This window comes from Burkholderia sp. Ac-20392 (assembly GCF_017104585.1).
Lineage (GTDB): Bacteria > Pseudomonadota > Gammaproteobacteria > Burkholderiales > Burkholderiaceae > Burkholderia > Burkholderia lata.
In genome coordinates, this window is sequence record NZ_JAAGPB010000143.1 from 1 (window position 1) to 17,799 (window position 17,799).

At 65.0% G+C, this 17,799-nt stretch carries 20 protein-coding genes; 7 read left to right on the forward strand and 13 right to left on the reverse strand.

Translation table 11 applies throughout. The annotated features are described in order from the left end of the window. The 3 genes from G3N99_RS17465 to G3N99_RS17475 all read left to right on the forward strand — a co-directional run. A partial coding sequence (locus G3N99_RS17465; protein WP_206123024.1) for an HlyD family secretion protein occupies nt 1-402 on the forward strand: 402 nt, incomplete at its 5' end. Then, nucleotides 399-1,991: a DHA2 family efflux MFS transporter permease subunit gene (locus tag G3N99_RS17470; protein ID WP_206123025.1), complete on the forward strand. Its 1,593-nt coding sequence runs from the start codon at nt 399-401 to the stop codon at nt 1,989-1,991. The genes G3N99_RS17465 and G3N99_RS17470, both read left to right, overlap by 4 nt. Before the next feature lie 274 nt (nt 1,992-2,265). Beyond that, complete coding sequence (locus G3N99_RS17475) at nt 2,266-2,670, forward strand: peptide ABC transporter ATPase (protein ID WP_174939584.1); 405 nt, start codon at nt 2,266-2,268, stop codon at nt 2,668-2,670. Between the two features lie 28 nt (nt 2,671-2,698). Here the strand turns inward: G3N99_RS17475 and gltS are convergent, their stop codons facing one another. From gltS to G3N99_RS17505, 6 genes are all read right to left on the reverse strand, one after another. Then, complete coding sequence (gene gltS / locus G3N99_RS17480) at nt 2,699-3,910, reverse strand: sodium/glutamate symporter (RefSeq protein ID WP_206123026.1); 1,212 nt, start codon at nt 3,908-3,910, stop codon at nt 2,699-2,701. A gap of 411 nt (nt 3,911-4,321) precedes the next feature. Then, nucleotides 4,322-4,642 (reverse strand): helix-turn-helix transcriptional regulator, encoded by a 321-nt coding sequence (locus G3N99_RS17485; RefSeq protein ID WP_174939580.1) that lies wholly within the window; start codon nt 4,640-4,642, stop codon nt 4,322-4,324. Then, entirely contained in the window at nt 4,642-5,004 is a 363-nt protein-coding gene (locus G3N99_RS17490; protein ID WP_206123027.1) for a type II toxin-antitoxin system RelE/ParE family toxin, read from the reverse strand. The genes G3N99_RS17485 and G3N99_RS17490 overlap by 1 nt, the downstream gene beginning before the upstream one ends. Before the next feature lie 332 nt (nt 5,005-5,336). Then, nucleotides 5,337-5,669 (reverse strand): XRE family transcriptional regulator, encoded by a 333-nt coding sequence (locus G3N99_RS17495; protein ID WP_206123028.1) that lies wholly within the window; start codon nt 5,667-5,669, stop codon nt 5,337-5,339. Continuing rightward, nucleotides 5,669-6,007: a SymE family type I addiction module toxin gene (locus G3N99_RS17500; protein ID WP_174939575.1), complete on the reverse strand. Its 339-nt coding sequence runs from the start codon at nt 6,005-6,007 to the stop codon at nt 5,669-5,671. The genes G3N99_RS17495 and G3N99_RS17500 overlap by 1 nt, the downstream gene beginning before the upstream one ends. 419 nt (nt 6,008-6,426) lie before the next feature. Next, the gene (locus tag G3N99_RS17505; protein WP_174939573.1) at nt 6,427-7,026 is read right to left on the reverse strand and encodes an NAD(P)H-dependent oxidoreductase; all 600 of its coding nucleotides are present in this window, start codon (nt 7,024-7,026) and stop codon (nt 6,427-6,429) included. Nucleotides 7,027-7,136: 110 nt separating this feature from the next. Between G3N99_RS17505 and G3N99_RS17510 the strand changes: the two genes are divergently transcribed. Further along, nucleotides 7,137-8,054, forward strand: a complete 918-nt coding sequence (locus G3N99_RS17510) for a LysR family transcriptional regulator (RefSeq protein ID WP_174939656.1) — start codon at nt 7,137-7,139, stop codon at nt 8,052-8,054. 34 nt (nt 8,055-8,088) lie between these two features. On the opposite strand, the gene G3N99_RS17515 is transcribed toward G3N99_RS17510, so the two are convergent. The 3 genes from G3N99_RS17515 to G3N99_RS17525 form a co-directional block, all read right to left on the reverse strand. Next, the gene (locus tag G3N99_RS17515; protein WP_206123029.1) at nt 8,089-8,898 is read right to left on the reverse strand and encodes a TlpA disulfide reductase family protein; all 810 of its coding nucleotides are present in this window, start codon (nt 8,896-8,898) and stop codon (nt 8,089-8,091) included. Between the two features lie 562 nt (nt 8,899-9,460). After that, entirely contained in the window at nt 9,461-10,051 is a 591-nt protein-coding gene (locus G3N99_RS17520; protein WP_206123030.1) for a DUF4410 domain-containing protein, read from the reverse strand. A 221-nt stretch (nt 10,052-10,272) separates the two neighbouring features. Continuing rightward, nucleotides 10,273-11,280 (reverse strand): hypothetical protein, encoded by a 1,008-nt coding sequence (locus G3N99_RS17525; protein ID WP_206123031.1) that lies wholly within the window; start codon nt 11,278-11,280, stop codon nt 10,273-10,275. 195 nt (nt 11,281-11,475) lie between these two features. Between G3N99_RS17525 and G3N99_RS17530 the strand changes: the two genes are divergently transcribed. Next, nucleotides 11,476-12,201, forward strand: coding sequence for a class I SAM-dependent methyltransferase (locus G3N99_RS17530; protein WP_206123032.1), 726 nt, complete (start codon nt 11,476-11,478; stop codon nt 12,199-12,201). A 158-nt stretch (nt 12,202-12,359) separates the two neighbouring features. Here the strand turns inward: G3N99_RS17530 and G3N99_RS17535 are convergent, their stop codons facing one another. The 3 genes from G3N99_RS17535 to G3N99_RS17545 all read right to left on the reverse strand — a co-directional run bounded on the left by G3N99_RS17535 (nt 12,360) and on the right by G3N99_RS17545 (nt 14,485). Then, on the reverse strand, nt 12,360-12,836 hold the full coding sequence (locus G3N99_RS17535; RefSeq protein WP_174939774.1) for a GNAT family N-acetyltransferase: 477 nt from the start codon (nt 12,834-12,836) through the stop codon (nt 12,360-12,362). A 283-nt stretch (nt 12,837-13,119) separates the two neighbouring features. After that, a complete protein-coding gene (locus G3N99_RS17540; RefSeq protein ID WP_206123033.1) occupies nt 13,120-14,121 on the reverse strand; it encodes a zinc-dependent alcohol dehydrogenase family protein in 1,002 nt (333 codons plus the stop codon). Nucleotides 14,122-14,182: 61 nt separating this feature from the next. Further along, complete coding sequence (locus G3N99_RS17545; RefSeq protein ID WP_174914313.1) at nt 14,183-14,485, reverse strand: metalloregulator ArsR/SmtB family transcription factor; 303 nt, start codon at nt 14,483-14,485, stop codon at nt 14,183-14,185. 274 nt (nt 14,486-14,759) lie between these two features. On the opposite strand from G3N99_RS17545, the gene G3N99_RS17550 reads away from it, so the two are divergent. Next, on the forward strand, nt 14,760-16,424 hold the full coding sequence (locus G3N99_RS17550) for an ABC transporter ATP-binding protein (RefSeq protein WP_206123034.1): 1,665 nt from the start codon (nt 14,760-14,762) through the stop codon (nt 16,422-16,424). A gap of 33 nt (nt 16,425-16,457) precedes the next feature. On the opposite strand, the gene G3N99_RS17555 is transcribed toward G3N99_RS17550, so the two are convergent. Beyond that, nucleotides 16,458-17,495, reverse strand: a complete 1,038-nt coding sequence (locus G3N99_RS17555) for an aldo/keto reductase (RefSeq protein ID WP_206123035.1) — start codon at nt 17,493-17,495, stop codon at nt 16,458-16,460. Between the two features lie 130 nt (nt 17,496-17,625). On the opposite strand from G3N99_RS17555, the gene G3N99_RS17560 reads away from it, so the two are divergent. Further along, nucleotides 17,626-17,799, forward strand: a 174-nt coding sequence (locus G3N99_RS17560) for a LysR family transcriptional regulator (protein WP_206123036.1), incomplete at its 3' end; no start/stop codon positions are given.

The window sequence follows — 17,799 nt, forward strand, 5'->3', positions numbered from 1 at the left end:
TCCCGCGACGGCACGATCGGCCAGCGTGCGGTGCGCGCGGGCCAGTACGTCGAGGTCGGGATGCCGCTGCTCGCGGTCGTGCCGCTGCGCGACGTGTACGTCGTCGCGAACTTCAAGGAGACGCAGCTCGGCGCGATGCATGACGGGCAGCCGGTCGAGATCGACGTCGATACCTACTCGGGCCGCACGCTGCACGGCCGCGTGCTCGGGCTCGCACCGGGCTCGGGTGCCGAATTCGCGCTGCTGCCGCCCGACAACGCGACCGGCAACTTCACGAAGATCGTGCAGCGCGTGCCGGTGAAGATCCGCCTCGATGCGCCGCCGTCGGGCCTCGTGCTGCGGCCCGGCATGTCGGTGATCGCGCGGGTCGATACGCGCGGTGCGCCGGGAGCCGGATCGTGACGGCCGCCACCGGGCAGGGTGCGCAGGCCACGCACGACGAAACCGTCTCGCTGCGCGCGTGGGTCGCGGTGCTCGGCGGCGTGTTCGGCTGCTTCATGGCGGGGATGAACGTGCACGTGACGAACGCGTCGCTGCCTGACATCCGCGGGTCGCTGGGCGCGAGCTTCGAGGAAGGCTCGTGGATCTCGACCGCATATCTCGTGGCCGAGATCGTCGTGATCCCGCTCACCGGCTGGCTCGTGCAGGTGTTCTCCGCGCGTCGCGTGCTGCTCGTCGGCGCAACGGGGTTTCTTGCGTTCTCGATTGCGTGCTCGGTCGCGCCGACCATCTCGTCGATGATCGTCGCGCGCGCATTGCAGGGCGCATTCGGCGGTGTGCTGATTCCGCTGTCGTTCCAGCTGATCGTCACCGAGCTGCCGCCGTCGAAGCATCCGTTCGGCATGGCGCTGTTCGCGGTCGCGAACAACGTCGCGCAGGCGGCCGGGCCGTCGCTCGGCGGCTGGCTCACCGACATGTATTCGTGGCGCTGGATCTTCTATCTGCAGATTCCGCCCGCGATTGCGCTGATCGCGGCGATCGCGTGGGCGATCCGCCCGGTGCCCGTGCAGTTGTCGAAGCTGCGCCAGGCCGACTGGTTCGGGATCGCGACGATGGCGCTCGGGCTGAGCGCGCTGCAGATCGTGCTGGAGGAGGGCGGGCGCAAGGACTGGTTCGCGTCCGACCTGATCGTCGAGCTGTCGATCGTCGCGGTGGCGGGGCTCGTTGCGTTCGTCGCGATCGAGCTGCGGCGCAAGGAGCCGTTCATCAACCTGCGGCTGCTTGGCCGCTACAACTTCGGGATCGCGAGCCTGATGCAGTTCCTGTTCGGCGCGGTGGTGTTCGGTGTCGTGTTTCTCGTGCCAAACTACTTCGCCGAGCTGCACGGTTACAGCGCGCGCGACATCGGCCTGGCGATGATTCCGTACGGGCTCGTGCAGTTCGTAATGTCGTTCCTGACGCCGCCGCTGATGCGCCGCACGAGCCCGCGCACGACGATCGTGCTCGGCTTCGCACTCGTCGCGGCCGGCTGCCTGATGAACATTCACCTGACCGCCGACGCTGCATCGAACGTGATCGTGCCGTCGCTCGTCGTGCGTGGGATCGGGCAGTCGCTCGTCGTGATCGCGCTGTCGGTGATGGCCGTCGACGGGATCGAGAAGGCGCAGCTCGGTTCGGCATCCGGCGTGTTCAACATGGTGCGCAACGTCGGCGGCGCGATCGGCATCGCGGTGGCGAGTCAGATCGTCGTCGAGCGGCAGAAGCTGCACGCGATGCGGATCGGCGAGGCCGTTTCGCCGTTCTCGGCAGCGTTTCAGGAACACATGGCGACGCTGGCGCGGCTGCTGTCGCGCGTGCACGTGCCGCGTGCCGATGCGTTGCCGGGTTCGTCAGCCGGCGGCGTGCACGAGCTGGCGCTCGCGCTCGTGAACCAGCGCGTGATGCGCGAGGCGCTGCTGATGGCTTATAGCGATACGTTCCTGATCGCGGGTGTCGCGATGGCGGGGTGTACGGCGGCGGCGTTCCTGCTGAGGGGAAAGAAGAAGGCGTGATGGGGACAGACGCCCGATATTGAAGCCTGACATAGCTGACAGGCGTCGAATTCCTGCAATGCGCGTATCGTTCAACCGGCTCGGGCGGGGCCCCTGCCCGGCATCGATCAGGGTGCGAACCGATCCGCACAGTCAGGTCGGCGCGTGTCGCCGGCCTGTCGTTCGTGGCGGCGTGGTGTCAAGGTCGAACCCATCCGTGGTTCAGTTCACCCGTTCTCCGAAGTCCTTGTCCATTCAACCGGCCCGTTGCCGGGCCCATCGCGAGGAAAGCGTCATGACGAAACCCGATTCCCTGAAAGGCGACATCAAGGGCCAGGCCCAGGTTGCGGATCGCCACAACCTGGAGCGGCCGGATGGCGACAGCGCACTGTGGGCGCGCAGCCTGACGACGCAGCGCGTGGCCGACCTGTTCCGGACCTTGCCGGGCCTGCCGGGCCACTGGATGCAGTTACAAATGCAGGTCAACGCCGGGAATCGCCATTTCTGCGGCGGCCAGACCGGCCATCAAACCACCGAAGAGGGCAAGGTGCTGATTCGCTGGATCGCCGATGCCGTGATCAAGGCGGCCGAGCGAGCCCCGTTCGATTTCAACTTGCAGCAACTGCGTTTTACCGCCGACATGGGTTGGCTCAAGCTGCACCGGGTCGGCGGGCGCGTGCTGGTGCTGTCGCGGCCCTGAGCGGCGCGTCACGTGGCTACATCGTGAATCAACCGTAAATCGGCAGCGCAAGAAACAGCTTGATCACGAGCGCATTCGCGATGTCGATGAAGAACGCGCTGACCATCGGCACGATCAGGAACGCCATATGCGACGGGCCGAACCGAGCGGTAACGGCCTGCATGTTCGCGATCGCGGTGGGTGTCGCGCCGAGCCCAAAGCCGCAGTGGCCGGCGGCCAGCACGGCCGCGTCGTAGTTGCGGCCCATCATCCGGTACGTGACGAACACCGCATACCCGACCATCAGCAGCGTCTGCGACACGAGCAGCACGAGGATTGGCAGCGCGAGTGACGCGAGATCCCACAGGCGCAGTGTCATCAACGCCATCGCGAGGAACAGCGACAGGCTTACGTTGCCGAGCAGCGACACCGCGTGCTCGGACGGGCGCCAGCCGAACAATGACAGCCCGTTGCTGAGCACGACGCGGACAAACAGTACGCACACAAACGTTGGCAGCTCGAATGCGGTGCCGCGGATCAGCGACTCGATCGCCGTGCCGCCCGATAGCGAAATCGCGAACAGCGCGAGCGTGTTGATGAACGCGGACGGCGTCATCGACTGCTGCTCCTTTGGATGTTCGAGGCCGCCAGTGTCGCCAGCGGCGCCCTGGGGTGCATGCGGTTCCGCGAGGCCGGGAATCTTCACGTTGCGCGTCAGGTAGCGCGCGACCGGCCCGCCGAGCAGGCCGCCCAGCACGAGGCCGAAGGTCGCGCACGCGATCGCGGCTTCGGTCGCCGACGCGAGGCCGTGGCGCTCCGCAAAGACCTTGCTCCACGCGGCCCCCGTGCCGTGCCCACCCGATAGCGTGATCGAGCCGGCCAGCAGGCCGAGCAGCGGATCGAGGCCGAGCGCCTTGGCGAGACCGATGCCGAGCGCGTCCTGCAGGATCAGCAGCCCGAGCACGACGAGCAGGAAGCGCAGCAGCATCGGGCCGCCCGACTTGAGCGTCGACAGCTTGGCGTTCAGGCCGATCGACGCGAAGAACGCGAGCATCAGCGGCGTTTGCAGCGACGTGTCGAAACGGATCTCGGTGCCCGCGAAGCCGCGCAACGCAGTGAGCGCCAGCGCGACGACGAGGCCGCCCGCGACGGGCTCGGGGATCGTGTATGCGCGCAGCACACCGATGCGCGTGACCAGAAGCTGGCCGAACAGGAGCACGAGCGACGCCGCGACGAGAGTACCGAAGGTGTCGATGGGCATGGCGTGACTCCGGTGGGGGGATGGCGGGATTATCCGCGAATGACGCAGCAGCGGGGGAGGTGCGGCGGAACGCCGCGTGCGGGTACTGCTGAATGGAGTGGGGCGCGGCCGGCAGCTTGCGTCACTTGCGTTGCCGCGACGTGAAACATCGGTTCGACGGGCGGCGCGCTGCGCTCACAAGCTCACGGAAGACGGGAGGCAGTACATTGCAAACTCACCCCGGTCTGATTGGTTGTAACGATCGTTCACGATACATTGAACCGGCGTGTATCGGAGGGGCTTCGGCGGCGACCGTTGGGCCCGGTCGCAGTCATGCTGTTCATGGTTGATCGCGCTGCTCCTAACGCCGGCTCATGCGAGCGCCGAGGGTATGCCGGCGCCTTACACGTTTTTTCCGGCACGGGGTCTGAGTCACGCTGCGACTGTGATACCAGCCGAACGCGAGCGTCTTGCCGGTTGCACCACGATTTCCACATGCTGGCCCAGCGACACCAGTGCTTGCATCAGTCGCTCCAGTGAAATGTTCTGGAGCTTGTAGCGACGTACTTGAGACACCTTGGGCTGTGTCATGCCGATGATGGATGCCGTCTCGATCTGAGTCAGGCCGCGCTGGTCGATCAGTTCGTTGAGTTTGAGGGCGAGCGCGGCCTTGGCCGTCAGTTCCTGGGCGTCGTCGAAATCCAGGTCGACAAGCACGTTGTCGGTGCCCTGAGGATATTCCTTGCGATTCATCACTTATCTCCTGCTCGCCCATGCCGGGCAAGCACTGCTTTCAACCGCTTCCTGATCAATTCCACATCCGGTTGCGGTGTGGCAATGCCGGACTTGGATTTCTTCTGAAAGGCATGGAGTACATGAACTGCATCGCCAATTTGCACGATGTACACCACCCGGAATGCATCGCCGCGATGGTCGTCGACCAGCTCGTACACACCGGAAACCAACCCTTTCCATGGTTTTGCTGACTCCGGCGTGCGACCCGACTGGACAATGAACAGCGCTACGCCCATGTCCTTCTGTACCTCAATGGGAAATGCCTTGAAGTCTTTTTTCGACGCACCTTCCCAGTAAAGCAATTTCCGTTTTGGCTCCATGAATTATATCCGTTCGGGTATATGCTGCAAGCGCCGAAATCATTGCGACAGGGCTACCTTTCATCGCTGAGATCGAAGAATTGATTGATCGGCGGATTGCCGGTGGAACGGTGTTTGGCGAACGCCCTTCGGCACGCTCGGCATGCCTTGTCGCGCGGAGCTTTTGAGCAGTACGGCATCGTGTCATGCCGTCGGCTTGCGGCGCTTGCTTTCGTGAATATCGGTGCGAGCTCGTCCAAGTATTGAACGCTTGTGGTGCCGAAACTGCTACGGCGGCGGCCAGGTCAGACCCGACCGCGGTCCTGCTTCGTTTCCGTCTATTTCGCCGGCCGTCAGACCGAAACCGTGATACCCGCCGGGCGGGATTTCCCCGCAGGCCGCACGACGATTTCAACATGCTGGCCAAGCGACACCAGTGTGCGCATCAGCAGCTCCAGCGAAACGTTCCGGAGTCGATCGCGCTGCTCGGGGGTGACCACCGGCCGGGCCATTTCCGAGAGCGCGACAGCCTCCTCTTCGGTCAGGCCGCGGGAGACGATCAGTGCGTTGAGCTTCAGCACAAGCGTGGACTTGGCCGACAGTGCGTCAGCGTCGTCCAGGTCAAAGTCGAAATCGAAGTCAGCCGGCAGGTTGTCGGCGTATCGGCGTGAGTCGTTGCGATTCATTACGCCTCCTCCGTCACCATCGACAACTGCCGTTGGTGCTGCCCCGTCGGTTGATCGACATCAGGGAATCCACCCTTCCGGGCATGATCGCCGTCCGCTTCGTCGATCGGCGTGATCACCAGCCGCTTGTGCGTCACGTCGATCCGCAAACGCTGCTCTGGTTCGAAGCCCGCAGCTTCGATCCAGCGGCCGGATAGCTTCATCCACAGATGGAGGACAGGCGGCGCCATGTCGGCAAGCCTGAGGTGCGGAACGATACGACGGGTCTGGAGAGACGATTGACTCGAGACGAAACAATCGTGGAAACGAAAGGGTGCGTTATGATTCGCGTCAGCCATGACTGACTCCCATGATGAGTGGGTTGTGGTCAGCGGCCCGCGGGTGGTAGTGCACCAGCGGGCCGCGCTCGTTTACGCAGCGAATGTCGATCGGCATCCCGTCAAATGATTGGCATGACGAAATGACCTGATACTCCAAGCGAAAACGTGCGACCACTCTAGCCGAGATCGAGCGTTGTCAGGCGCTGGTCTGGAGCGTCGTCATCGGTACCGACGGTCATGCCGATGTCTTGCTGCTTGCTGCGCAACGATTCCACGGCGATTGCGCTCGCGGGCCGCGTTGTCACTTCATTGCCGATATGTCAGAAAGCGTGTCGGTCGAATGCTTCGATTCAACAGCCGCGCGTTGCACGGCGATGTCATTCACGTCGAGCAGGTAACGCCGGACCTCGCGCGAGAACGTCGCCGTGCATTCCGACTCACCCGTGCAGCGCGTCCATCTGCCGGCGTGCATTCGCCAGCCCCGCTTCGAAACCGTGCGGCTTCATGTCGAGCCCTTCCGCATAGACGAATTCCACGTCGACGATACCCATCAGGCCGAGCACGGCACGCAGGTACGGCGTGACCGCATCCGTCTCTTGGCCGACGTGCACGCCGCCGCGAGAACTGAACACGATCGCGCTGATGCCTTCGACGAGCCCCACTGGGTACGTCTCCGTGTACCGGAACGTCACGCGGGCACGCGCGACGAGGTCGAACCAGTTCTTCAACTGGGTCGGCACGTTGAGGTTGTACATCGGCGCGCCGATCAGCAGCAGGTCGCTGCCCTTGAGTTCGGCAATCAGTTCGTCGGACAGCACGATCGCGCGTTGTGCACGCTCGCTCGGGTTGGCTGCGCCGCGCAGCGCGTGAAACAGCTCGCTGTCGAGCATCGGCAGGTCGGTGTCGACGAGATTGCGCACGATCACGTCGTCGGCATGGCCGTTGGCCTGGCGCTCGGCCAGAAACGTGTCGATCAGCGCTCCGGTTTGCGACTGGCTGCCGTTGATGCTTGATTTGAGGACGAGGATCCGGGCCATGCGGGGTGCTCCGTTGCGAATGTGAGGACTGAAATCGATCCTATCAGCCACCTTTTATCGCCAAAAGCGATAAGATCGACGCACTGTGTAGCGTATTTGTCCCCAATCGCATGCGAAACAACCTGAAGGGCATCGACGTCTTCATCGCTGCGGCGGAAGCGAGCAGCTTTGCGGAAGCCGCGGAGAAGCTGCATATCACGCGATCGGCGGTCGGCAAGAGCATCGCGCGCCTCGAGGAGCGGCTGGGCGTCGTGCTGTTTCAGCGGACGACGCGCAGCCAGAGCCTGACCGACGAAGGCGCGTTGTTCTACGACCATTGCCTGCGCGCGATGGAGCAGATCCAGGCGGGCGAGGCGCTGCTGGAAACCGGCAAATGGCAGATGAAGGGGCGCCTGCGTGTGTCGATGCCCACGCTCTTCGGTCATCTTTGCGTGGCGCCGATCCTGATCGAACTGGCGAAGGCGCATCCCGAGCTCGATCTCGACCTGTCGTTCAGCGATCGTTCCGTCGACCTGGTCGAGGAGCGTTTCGATCTGGCGATTCGCGTCGGCACGTTGCCGAACAGCAGCGAGCTGGTGGCGCGACCGCTGGGCGAGCACCGGATGGCGTTCTGCGCATCGCCGGCGTACCTGAGCCGCTGCGGCGAGCCTACGACCTATGAAGAACTCGAACGGCACAAGGCGCTGGCCTATACGCGTTTCGGCCAGGTGCATCGCTGGCGCGTGATCGTCGACGGTCAGCGCGTGGAGCTGCAGCCCGCCGTTCGTTTGCTGTCCGACGATTTGAGTGCGCTGATGGATGCGGCCGTCGCGGATCTGGGCGTCGCGTGGTTGCCGTACTGGCTGGTGCGCGACGCGTTGCGCGGCGGCGTGCTGCGGGAGTTGCTGCCCGATCGGCCGGGCGAGATCTTTCCGATCCAGGCGGTGTGGCCTTACACGCTGCATCTTCCGCTGAAAGTGCGCGCTGCCGTCGATGCGTTGCTGGAACACCTGCCGGCCCGGCTGGCCGCGGTCGAGGCGCGGATGTGACGACGCTGTACAGCGGTTCTTCGGCCGTCGCGCGTTACTGGCCGAAGCGATCCGCCACGGCATCATTCAGCCGCGCGGCGGTGATCTCGCCCATGTGCGATTCGACGAGGTTGCCTTTCGCGTCGAAGAAGAGCGTCGTCGGCAGCCCGCGCGAACCGTAGGTTTTCATCGCGTGCAGCGTGCGATCGAGCAGCACGTGATCGAATCGCAGCCCTTTCTGTTCGAGGAACGCGCGCACCGCTTGCGCGTCTTCGCCCTGGTTGACCATCAGCACCGTCATCCCCGGATGCGCCTGCTGCGCTTGCGCGAGGATCGGCATTTCGCGCTGGCACGGCGGGCACCACGTGGCCCACAGGTTCACGACGACGGGCTTGCCCGCGAAGCGTTGCACCGGCACCGGCGTGGCATCGAGTGCTTCGAGTTGCAACGCGGCAAGCGGCGGCGCGCTGTGCTGCAACGTGGCGAGCGTGCCTTGCGCGATGCCCCATGCGGCAATGCCCGCAAGCATGCCGGCCATCACCGGGCGACGCAGCGCCGGCAGGCGGCGCAGGCGCCAGCCCGCGAACACGATGCCCGCCGCGAGGCCGATGCGCCAGTCGAAGCCGCCATCGCCGAGCGCGATGATCGAGCGCGGCGCGGCGGCGTACTCGTGCCACCACTGCGCGACGTAGCCGATACGCGCGGCGAGCAGGCCGAACAGCAACGTATCGAGGATCAGGCTCGACGCGGTCTTGTGATGTCCGTCCGGCGGGCGACGCTGGATGAAACGGGCGACGAGCCACGCGAGCAGCGCGGCGACAGCTACCGCGACGACGCGGATCGAGAAGGGACCAATGCTCAGCATGAAAGGGCGGGACGTGATCGAGCGGGGCTGGAGAGGGGATTGTCCGCCACGGTGATGAAGCCGTCGACGGTCGTGCGGCGATTCGACAGGTCGCCGCGTATGGGGGTTCCCGTCGAGAACGTAACGGCGCGTTGCGGATTCGGTGAACTCGCGTGGATCAGGACTGCGTGATTTTCAGGCGGAAGGGCCGCGAATCAGACCGGTCTGATGGTCAGCGGAATGGCGGTCATCAACAACACGCATACCGGTGAGATGTGGTGTCCCCCGGTATCCCGAACGGGGATCTTTCCTTGACGGCCGCTCCTCCCGCGAGCGGCCGCTTTTTTATCGCCGTGCGAGCAGGTGTGAGTGTGTTGTGGCGGTCGGTGGGCGCGGCCGCGATCCGATGTCTATCGGCTGGTTTGACGGAACAGGAACTCCGCCAGATGCGAGCACAGGGCATTCACTCGCGTATTGCATGGCGGTCGGTTCGCGACCGGCGAGCGCATTCGCTGGCGGTGGCATGTGATCCACCGCCGTTACCCGACGGGCCGCGCATTCGCGATCCGTCGGGCGTCGGGTCTTACAGCTTCTTCGATGCTGCCGGCGCCGTGTCGGCCTGCGTGGCCGCGCCCGCCGGATCGAGCGTCGCGAGCGTCTTCTCGGTGAATTTCTCGTACAGCCAGTCCATGCGCATGCTGTCGATGCCGGCGATGCCGCCGAGCGCATACGATGCCGACACCTTGAAGCGGTCGATCGGATGATTGTCGGCGTCGGCGAGCGTCACGGTGCCGTCGACATAATCGCTGCCGGCCATGAAGCCGAACATGACGGCCGAGAAACTCGATCGCGTGCGAATGCCGGTGACTTCGACATTCAGGTGCATCGCGTCGGTCGAACCGGCCGTTGCCAGCAGCTTGCGTGCGGCCAGTGCGCTTTCGATTTTCCCTTTCAGGTTTTCGGGGCTGAATTTCAGATTGTCTTTCAGCGCTTCCTGCGCGGCATTGTCGAGCGTGACTTGCACGATCACGGGCTTCGTGCCGAATTTGGACGTCGATGCAGTTGCGATGGCCCCCGCCTGATCGCTGGCCTCGCGTGTCACGCTGCTCGCGCAGCCTGACAGGAAGCCGATCGTCACCAATGCCAGCGCGGCATGACGGAATACAGATTTCATGATTTGGTCTTTTTTAGTTCGGGTTATTTGAGATGGCTCTGTGGCCGGGAGAAAATCTAGCACGGGACGATTCGACGCAAAAGGTCGAATAGATCGAAAACCGATTCGGCATTTATTCATCGCGGTGTTATGCGCGGATAAAAGGCCGATTGACTCGCTGCGAGAGATTGTGGGTACTGGCGATCGAGTTTTGCGGTCGCGGGGCTGACTATTGCAGGCGATCACTGTCCGTTGCCGGACACCGTCCCGCCAAGCCGATACGCCGTGAAAAACTCATACCACGGCGACCCTTCCGCAACCGGCACATTGAGCGCCGCCGTCCGCTGCTTCAACGCGCCGAACACGTCATTGATACGCGCGGTCTGCCCGGCATCGTTGAATGGATAGGGCCGCGCCCGGCCGGCCGCGAATGCGCCATACGCGATCGCGAGCAGGCGTGCGCTGTCGTCGGTCGACGCGATCGACCCGTTGATCATTTCAGCGAAGCGCGGCCGGTCTTCCGCGCGCGATCCGGCGAGGCACAGAAACACGATCGCCGACAGTTCGTGCAGATCCTTCACCCGCAGCAGCAGCGGCAGCCGCGCGACGATCCGCTCCACCGGTTCATCGCGCAGCGCATCGCTGAAGTCGAGCACGGCGGTCATCGGATTCGTATCCGCTTTCAGGCGATCGAGCGCCGACGATACGGCCGACGCACTCGTTCCGTCCGTCGACGCTGCCGGAGCCGCCCGCAACGCATCGGCCACCTGCTGCGTCCATTCCGGAAAGATCATCCGCACGTTGCCGAACTGCTCGCCGCCTTCCGCCGCCGGATTCCAGCGATACACGATCGTGCCGCCGCGAATGAACGGCGAATACAGGTGCTCGGGCGTCTGGGGCAGCGGCCGCCGGTTGATTGGCAGCCAGGCGAGCGTCAGCCAGTCGTAGCGGCCGGTGGCCGGTACGGACGGGCTCGAGCTCGCGACGACCTGCCACGTGCCGCGATTCACATAGCGGCGGCGCGCGTCGGGCACCGGGACGGTCTGGCCTTTCGCAGTGTCGAAGTACGTGGTGCCGGTCACGTTCGTGCCGCTGTCCGCGGCCGGCGTGAGAGTGGAGATGACCCACGACGCGCCGTCCGCCGAACGATAGTCGGACGGTTTCAGCGTGGCGACGTCGTGCACCATGCGCGTTTCCGACGCGACGGGGCTGGGCGGGAGATTGGCGGGCGCGGCCAGGATGCTCGGCATGGGATGTCCTCGGAATCGGGTGCGCATCGACGAGCGGCGGGCGACGCGCGGCGGCGCAAGTTGTTTTATGTAACTGTAGAACTTCGCGACCGGAAACGGAAACCGGCCGAAGCGGTGCAACGCGCTCACACCGTTCGCCGCTTCGGCTTACCATGCGCATCCTCAGCCAACGACGCATGCCGGACGGGAGCGCACATGACCGACACGAAAGCCATCACCGAACACTGGACACAGGTCGCCGACCAATGGATCGGCTGGGCCGGCAAGCCGGGGCACGATGCGTTCTGGAAATACCGCGCGGGGCTCGCGGCCTATATCGGCCGCGACACCGGCCGCGCGCTGGAGATCGGCTGCGGCGAAGGCCGCGTGAGCCGCGAACTGAAGGCGCTCGGCTACGACGTGACCGCGACCGACGTGGTGCCCGCGATGCTCGACGCCGCGCGTCACGCGGATTCCGCGCATCGCTACGAACTGGCCGACGCGGCGTCGCTGCCGTTCGATTCAGCCAGCTTCGATCTCGTAATGGCGTACAACGTGCTGATGGACCTCGACGACATGCAGCGCGCGTTGAACGAAGCGCGCCGCGTGCTGAAGCCGGGCGGGACGCTGTTCATTTCGCTCGTGCATCCGTTCCGCGATCGCGGCGCCTTCGCGGGGCCGCAACCCGATGCGCCGTTCGTGCTGAAGGGCAGCTATTTCGGGCGCGAGCACTTCGACGGCGTGGAAACGCGCGACGGGCTGTCGATGCACTTCGCCGGCTGGTCGCTGCCGCTGCAGGCGTACATGGAAGCGCTGGAAGCGGCCGGGTTCGCGATCGTGTCGCTGCGCGAGCCGCCGCCCGACCAGGCGGATACGGACCAGTTGAAGCAGTGGGCGCGCGTGCCGCTGTTTTTGTGGATCAAGGCGCGGCCGATGGGTTGAGTGGGTAGCCTCGGGGACACAAAAATCGACCGAAACGATGATCTTGTATCCCCGGGGCTACCGGGTTTGCCGAAGCGGCTGTTCCCGGAAGCGATCATGGCCTTCAATCGGGCGGGGTAATCCGTGACATGGCGCTTGCCCACGTCTCACCGTCCATCTCAGCGCGACAACTCCTTCCGGTAGAGCACCGCCCCCGGCTTTGCCGCGACGGTGTCGTAGAGCCGCATCGCCGTGTGATTCGTCTCGTGTGTCTGCCAGTACACGCGTTCGGCGCGATGCGCACGCGCGGCGTCGTACACGGCTTCGATCAGCGCGCGGCCGACGCCCTTGCCGCGCTCGCTGTCGAGCGTGAACAGGTCCTGCAGGTAGCAGGTCGGCCCGATATGCGTCGTGCTGCGGTGATACAGGAAATGCACGAGCCCGACGAGCCGGCCGTCGCGCTCCGCGACGAGCGCGTGCACGGGTTCGTAACCGTCGAAGAAGCGCGACCACGTGAGTTGTGTGACCCGCAGCGGCAGGGCCGTATCGTCGAAGCGGCCGTAGAAGCGGTTGTAGCCGTCCCACAGCGGCAGCCACTGGTCGTAGTCGTTTTCCGTGACCGCGCGTACGGTCAGTCCGGTGTCGTTGGCGTTCATGTTGGCGGACCTGTCGAGGAGAAGGGGGCGCGCCGCCGATCCGGCCGGCGCGTCGCAGGTCTCCACGATAGGAAGTTCGCGGCCCCATGGGTAGGCCCATGGTGACGGCATTTCATGGTGCCACGATCCGTACCATTCTCGCGCCGTCGACCGTCCGCCAAAGCCCGCGGTGATCGCGCCGGCTGCGCTTGGGTCTGTCGGGTTCAGCCCACACGCAACCCTGATGCTCGCGACTCACCGCGAATCACGCACCACTCGCTACGGTCAGCATGCAAGAAAAAGATCACACCCCTTGGAAGCCGGCACCACGTTCGGGATAAGCCGACGGCTCGACCGCAATCGCGATCTTTCCTCGAACACCGTGGTTGGGACGTTCCAGCAGGGCGTGTGCGAGCGGAACGTCGGCAAGGGAATAGACCGCACCCACGTGTGGCCGCAGCTGTCCACGCTCGATCAACGCACTCAACTCATCCAGCTTGCCGCGATTCTGTCGCGTGAACACGAAGTGATAGCTCGCGTTCTTGCCCCAGGCCTGAATGACGTTTTGCGGCTGGGCGATGTCCACGATCGTGACGACGCGGCCAAGTTGAGCGAGCGCATCGGGGCTGCGCGACAAGGTGTTGCCGCCGATGGTGTCGAACACGACATCGACGCCACGACCACCGGTGTCTCGCATGACGGCGTCGACGTAATCGTCCTTTTCGTAGTCGATGACCACATCGGCCCCAAGGTTGCGAGCGAATTCGACGTTTGCTTCGCGCACGGTCGTGAACACCCTTGCGCCGATGGCTTTGGCGAGCTGGATCGCCACATGGCCGACGCCGCCCGCGCCGCCGTGTACCAGAATGCTTTCCCCCACGCGCAGCGCCGCACGCGCGACCAGTGCTTCCCAAACGGTCCCGCCAACCAGCGTCAGGCTGGCCGCTTCAAGGTGGCTCAACGACGGAGGCTTCTTCCCGACGATGCCTTCGGCAGCCACGTGGTACTCGGCATAACTGCCTGGCCCGTCGAAGATTTGCGGGGTGTACCAGACTTCGTCCCCCGGCGAGAAGGCCGTCACGCCGGGCCCGACAGCTTCGACCACGCCCGATACGTCGTGTCCGGTAATGGCCGGAAGTGGCACCAGGTCCGGATAGTCGCCCCGTCGGACCTGGTAATCCAGTGGATTGACGGAGGTGGCATGGACCCGGACCAGGACTTGTCCGGCGTGGGGCACCGGCTTGGGCACGTCACGTAGTTCGAATGATTCCGGGCCGCCAAATGACTTGAGCAACAGCGCTTTCATTGCACATCCTCGTTTCGATAAAAAGGGATATCGGGAATTATCGATATAATGGGGCAAAAAATTACAGATCTTTGCCGATGGTCTTGGCCAGCGCGCTGATCGCTGCTTCGTTGCGCTTGTAGTAAGTCCACTGGCCGATGCGCCTGACTTCCACCAGGCCTGCTCGTTGCAGCGTCGCAAGGTAATCGGACACCGTCGACTGCGACAGCCCGACGCCTTCCTGAATACTGCTGACGCAGACGCCCACCGTGTGAACGTCCCCTTCATCCTGCGGCGGGAAATTCTTCACGGGATCCTTCAAACCCTGCAGGATTTCAAGGCGGGTCCGGTTCGAGAGGGCTTTGAAGATGTCGAGCAATTCCATGGGCAGCGAGTATATCGAGATTTACCGATATGTCAATGTGAGTGCCAACCGTCGCTCCGTCGAGTCGCTCCGGTTCTGGCGCAACGTTCGGATTTGCAGGCGGCCCTTGGAACGGAAGTGATCAGCGGGGTCCTTTCGAACGGAACGAGGCTCCGGGAGCCGCGCAGCGCGACAGTCATACCACCCGAACGCCACCACGCCATTCCTTTCACTCTGTTAGACTTTTTCGCCCATCGCCGCCATCCGGGCTGCGCCGTGCCCGGTTCATCCCGCCATGAACGAAACCCGTGCGTCGCATCCGATCACCGAGGTCCTGCGGGCCTACTGGAAGGCCGATCGCCTGATGTTGCTGACGGTCGTGGCGGTCGTCCTCCTGTCGAGCGCGAGCGCGGTTGCCGCCCCCTATCTGTTCTCGCGCCTGATCGACGCGCTGTCGCACCACGGCGTGCTCCACGCGCTGGTTCCGGGCTTCGTGCTCTACGCGGTGCTGCTGGGCCTCTCCAGCGCGCTGCAACGCGTGGTGCAGTACCTCGCGTTCATGAGCTCGGAGAATCTGGGCTTCATCACCAGCACGCGATTTTTCGAGCGCATCCTGAAGAAGACCACGGCCTTCTTCGTCGAGCACAATCCCGCGGAAATCCAGAACGCGAACGAGCGCGGCAGCCGGGCGCTGTCGGTGCTCGTGCTGCTGAGCCTGATGGACCTGATCCCCGGCACGCTGCAGATCGTGCTCACGCTCGTCACGCTCGGCGCGCTGATCAACGTCGAGGTCGTGGCCATCACCGTCGCCTACGGCGCGGTCGCGGTGACGATCGCGATCGTCGGCGCGCGGCGCTCGCGCGCGTTTCTCGATCGCGCGATCGAGGCCGGGCAGGAAAATGCGCGCTTCGTCGGCGGCGCGATCAATGCGATGGAGACGCTCCGGCATTTCGGCAGCCATCGCTGGATGAACGAACGTTTCTCGGAGAAAGCGCGTGTCGAGCGCGACAGCTGGCGCGCGTATGTGCTGCAGCACGTCCGCTATCTCGCGGTGCTGGGTCTCGGCCTCGCGATCCAGTTCGCGGTGACGTTCTGGCTGCTGCTGCCGCGCCATGCGGCGGGCACGCTGTCGATCGGCGACATCGTGCTGTTCAACACGTTGCTGCTGCAGTTGAACCAGCCGTTCGAAATGATCGCGCGCGCGGTCGACGAGTGCGCCCGCTCCCGCGCGGCGCTCGTGCCGTTCGCGGCGCTGTGGACGGCGCCCGAGGAACGGCAGGTGTCGCACGCGTCGGCGTTCGCGCCGCGCGACGGGCGCATCGTGTTCGACCGCGTCGCCTACGTGTACGACAATGGCCGAGGCGTGACCGACGTCGATTTCGTCGCCGAGCGAGGTGCGATCACGTTCCTCGTCGGCGAAACCGGCGCGGGGAAATCCACCGTCTTCAAGCTCGCGCTGAAGTCGATCGAGCCGACCGGCGGGCGCATTCTCGTCGACGGCGTCGATCTCGCTGATATCGATCGCGCCGACTGGTACGGCGCGGTGGCCGTCGTGCCGCAGGATGTCGTGCTGCTGAACGAAAGCCTCGAGGACAACATCCTGCTCGGCCGGCCGCGCGATGCGCGGCGTCTGCATGAAGCGGCCGCGAAGGCGGCGATCCTGACGTTCATCGAGAGCCTGCCGGACGGCTTCCGCACCACGGTGGGCGAGCGCGGGCTGAAGCTGTCCGGCGGCGAGCGCCAGCGCATCGCGATCGCCCGTGCGCTGTATGGCGTTCCGACCGTGCTGTTTCTCGACGAAGCGAGTTCCGCGCTCGACGAAGCCACCGAACGCGACATCATGGAACACGTGCGGCTGCTGGCCCGCGACGTCACGGTCGTTGCGATCACGCACCGGCGCTCGGTGATCGGGCCGGCCGACAAGGTCGTGCGGCTCGGCGAGGCGCGCGTGCCGGCGTAAGGCTGCACGCCCCCCTTCGCCGGCCGTCGACGCTTACCCGCGCAGCGGCGGATTGAGTTGCGCAAACGCCTGCTGGCGGCGATACGGGAAGTACGGATAAGGCGCTTCCACCGCGCTCGCCGCGTCGAGCTTCGCGACCTGCGCATCGGTCAGTGCCCAGCCGACCGCGCCGAGGTTCTGCCGCAGCTGTTCCTCGTTGCGCGCGCCGACGATCACCGACGATACCGTCGGGCGCTGCAGCAGCCAGTTCAGCGCGATCTGCGGCACGGTCTTGCCGGTTTCTTCGGCGATCGCGTCGAGCGCATCGACCACGTCGTACAGGCGCGTGTCGTCGACCGGCGGCCCGAAGCTGGCCGTTTCATGCAGGCGGCTGCTTTCGGGCAGCGGTGTGTTGCGCCGGATCTTGCCGGTGAGCCGGCCCCAGCCGAGCGGGCTCCAGACGAGCGCGCCGAGCCCCTGGTCGGCGCCGAGCGGCATCAGGTCCCACTCGTAGTCGCGGCCGACGAGCGAGTAGTAGACCTGGTTCGCCACGTAACGCGACCAGCCGTGCCGATCGGCCGCCGCCAGCGACTTCATGATCTGCCAGCCCGCGAAGTTCGACACGCCGATGTAGCGCAGCTTGCCCGCGCGCACGAGATCATCGAGCGTCGACATCACTTCCTCGACCGGCGTGCTGGCATCGAACGCGTGGAGTTGCAGCAGGTCGATGTAGTCGGTGTCGAGGCGGCGCAGCGCGTCGTCGACGGCGCGGACCAGCCGCGCGCGCGACGTGCCCGCGTCGTTCGGGCCGCTGCCGGTCGGCAGGCCCGTCTTCGTCGAGATCAGCACCTGGTCGCGGCGTCCCTTGATCGCGGCGCCGAGCACGCGCTCGGATTCGCCGTCCGAATACACGTCGGCCGTGTCGAACAGGTTCACGCCGGCTTCGAGGCAGATGTCGATCAGGCGGCGCGCTTCGTCGACGCCCGTGTTGCCCCATGCGCTGAACAGCGGGCCGGTGCCGCCGAACGTGCCGGCGCCGAAGCTCAGGACGGGAACCTTGAGGCCGGAGCGGCCGAGGGTGCGGTATTCCATGGCGGGTTTCCTTTGGGAGGTCGAAGTGTCGAGCGGCGGCCGCGTGGCCAGGTGTTGCCACACTGTATCGCTTGCGGATATTTCGGATAATTGGGCAGACTTCGAAAATATCGTTCGGAAGAGGCGAATAATGCTGCTCGACAATCTCGCGCTGTTCCTGCGCATCGTGGAGAAGGGTGGGCTGGCCGCGGCGGGTCGTGAGTTCGGGCTGTCGCCGGCCACCGTGTCCGAGCGGCTGACCGCGCTCGAGCGCCACTACGGCGCGGCGTTGCTCACGCGCACGACGCGCGCGCTCAGCCTGACC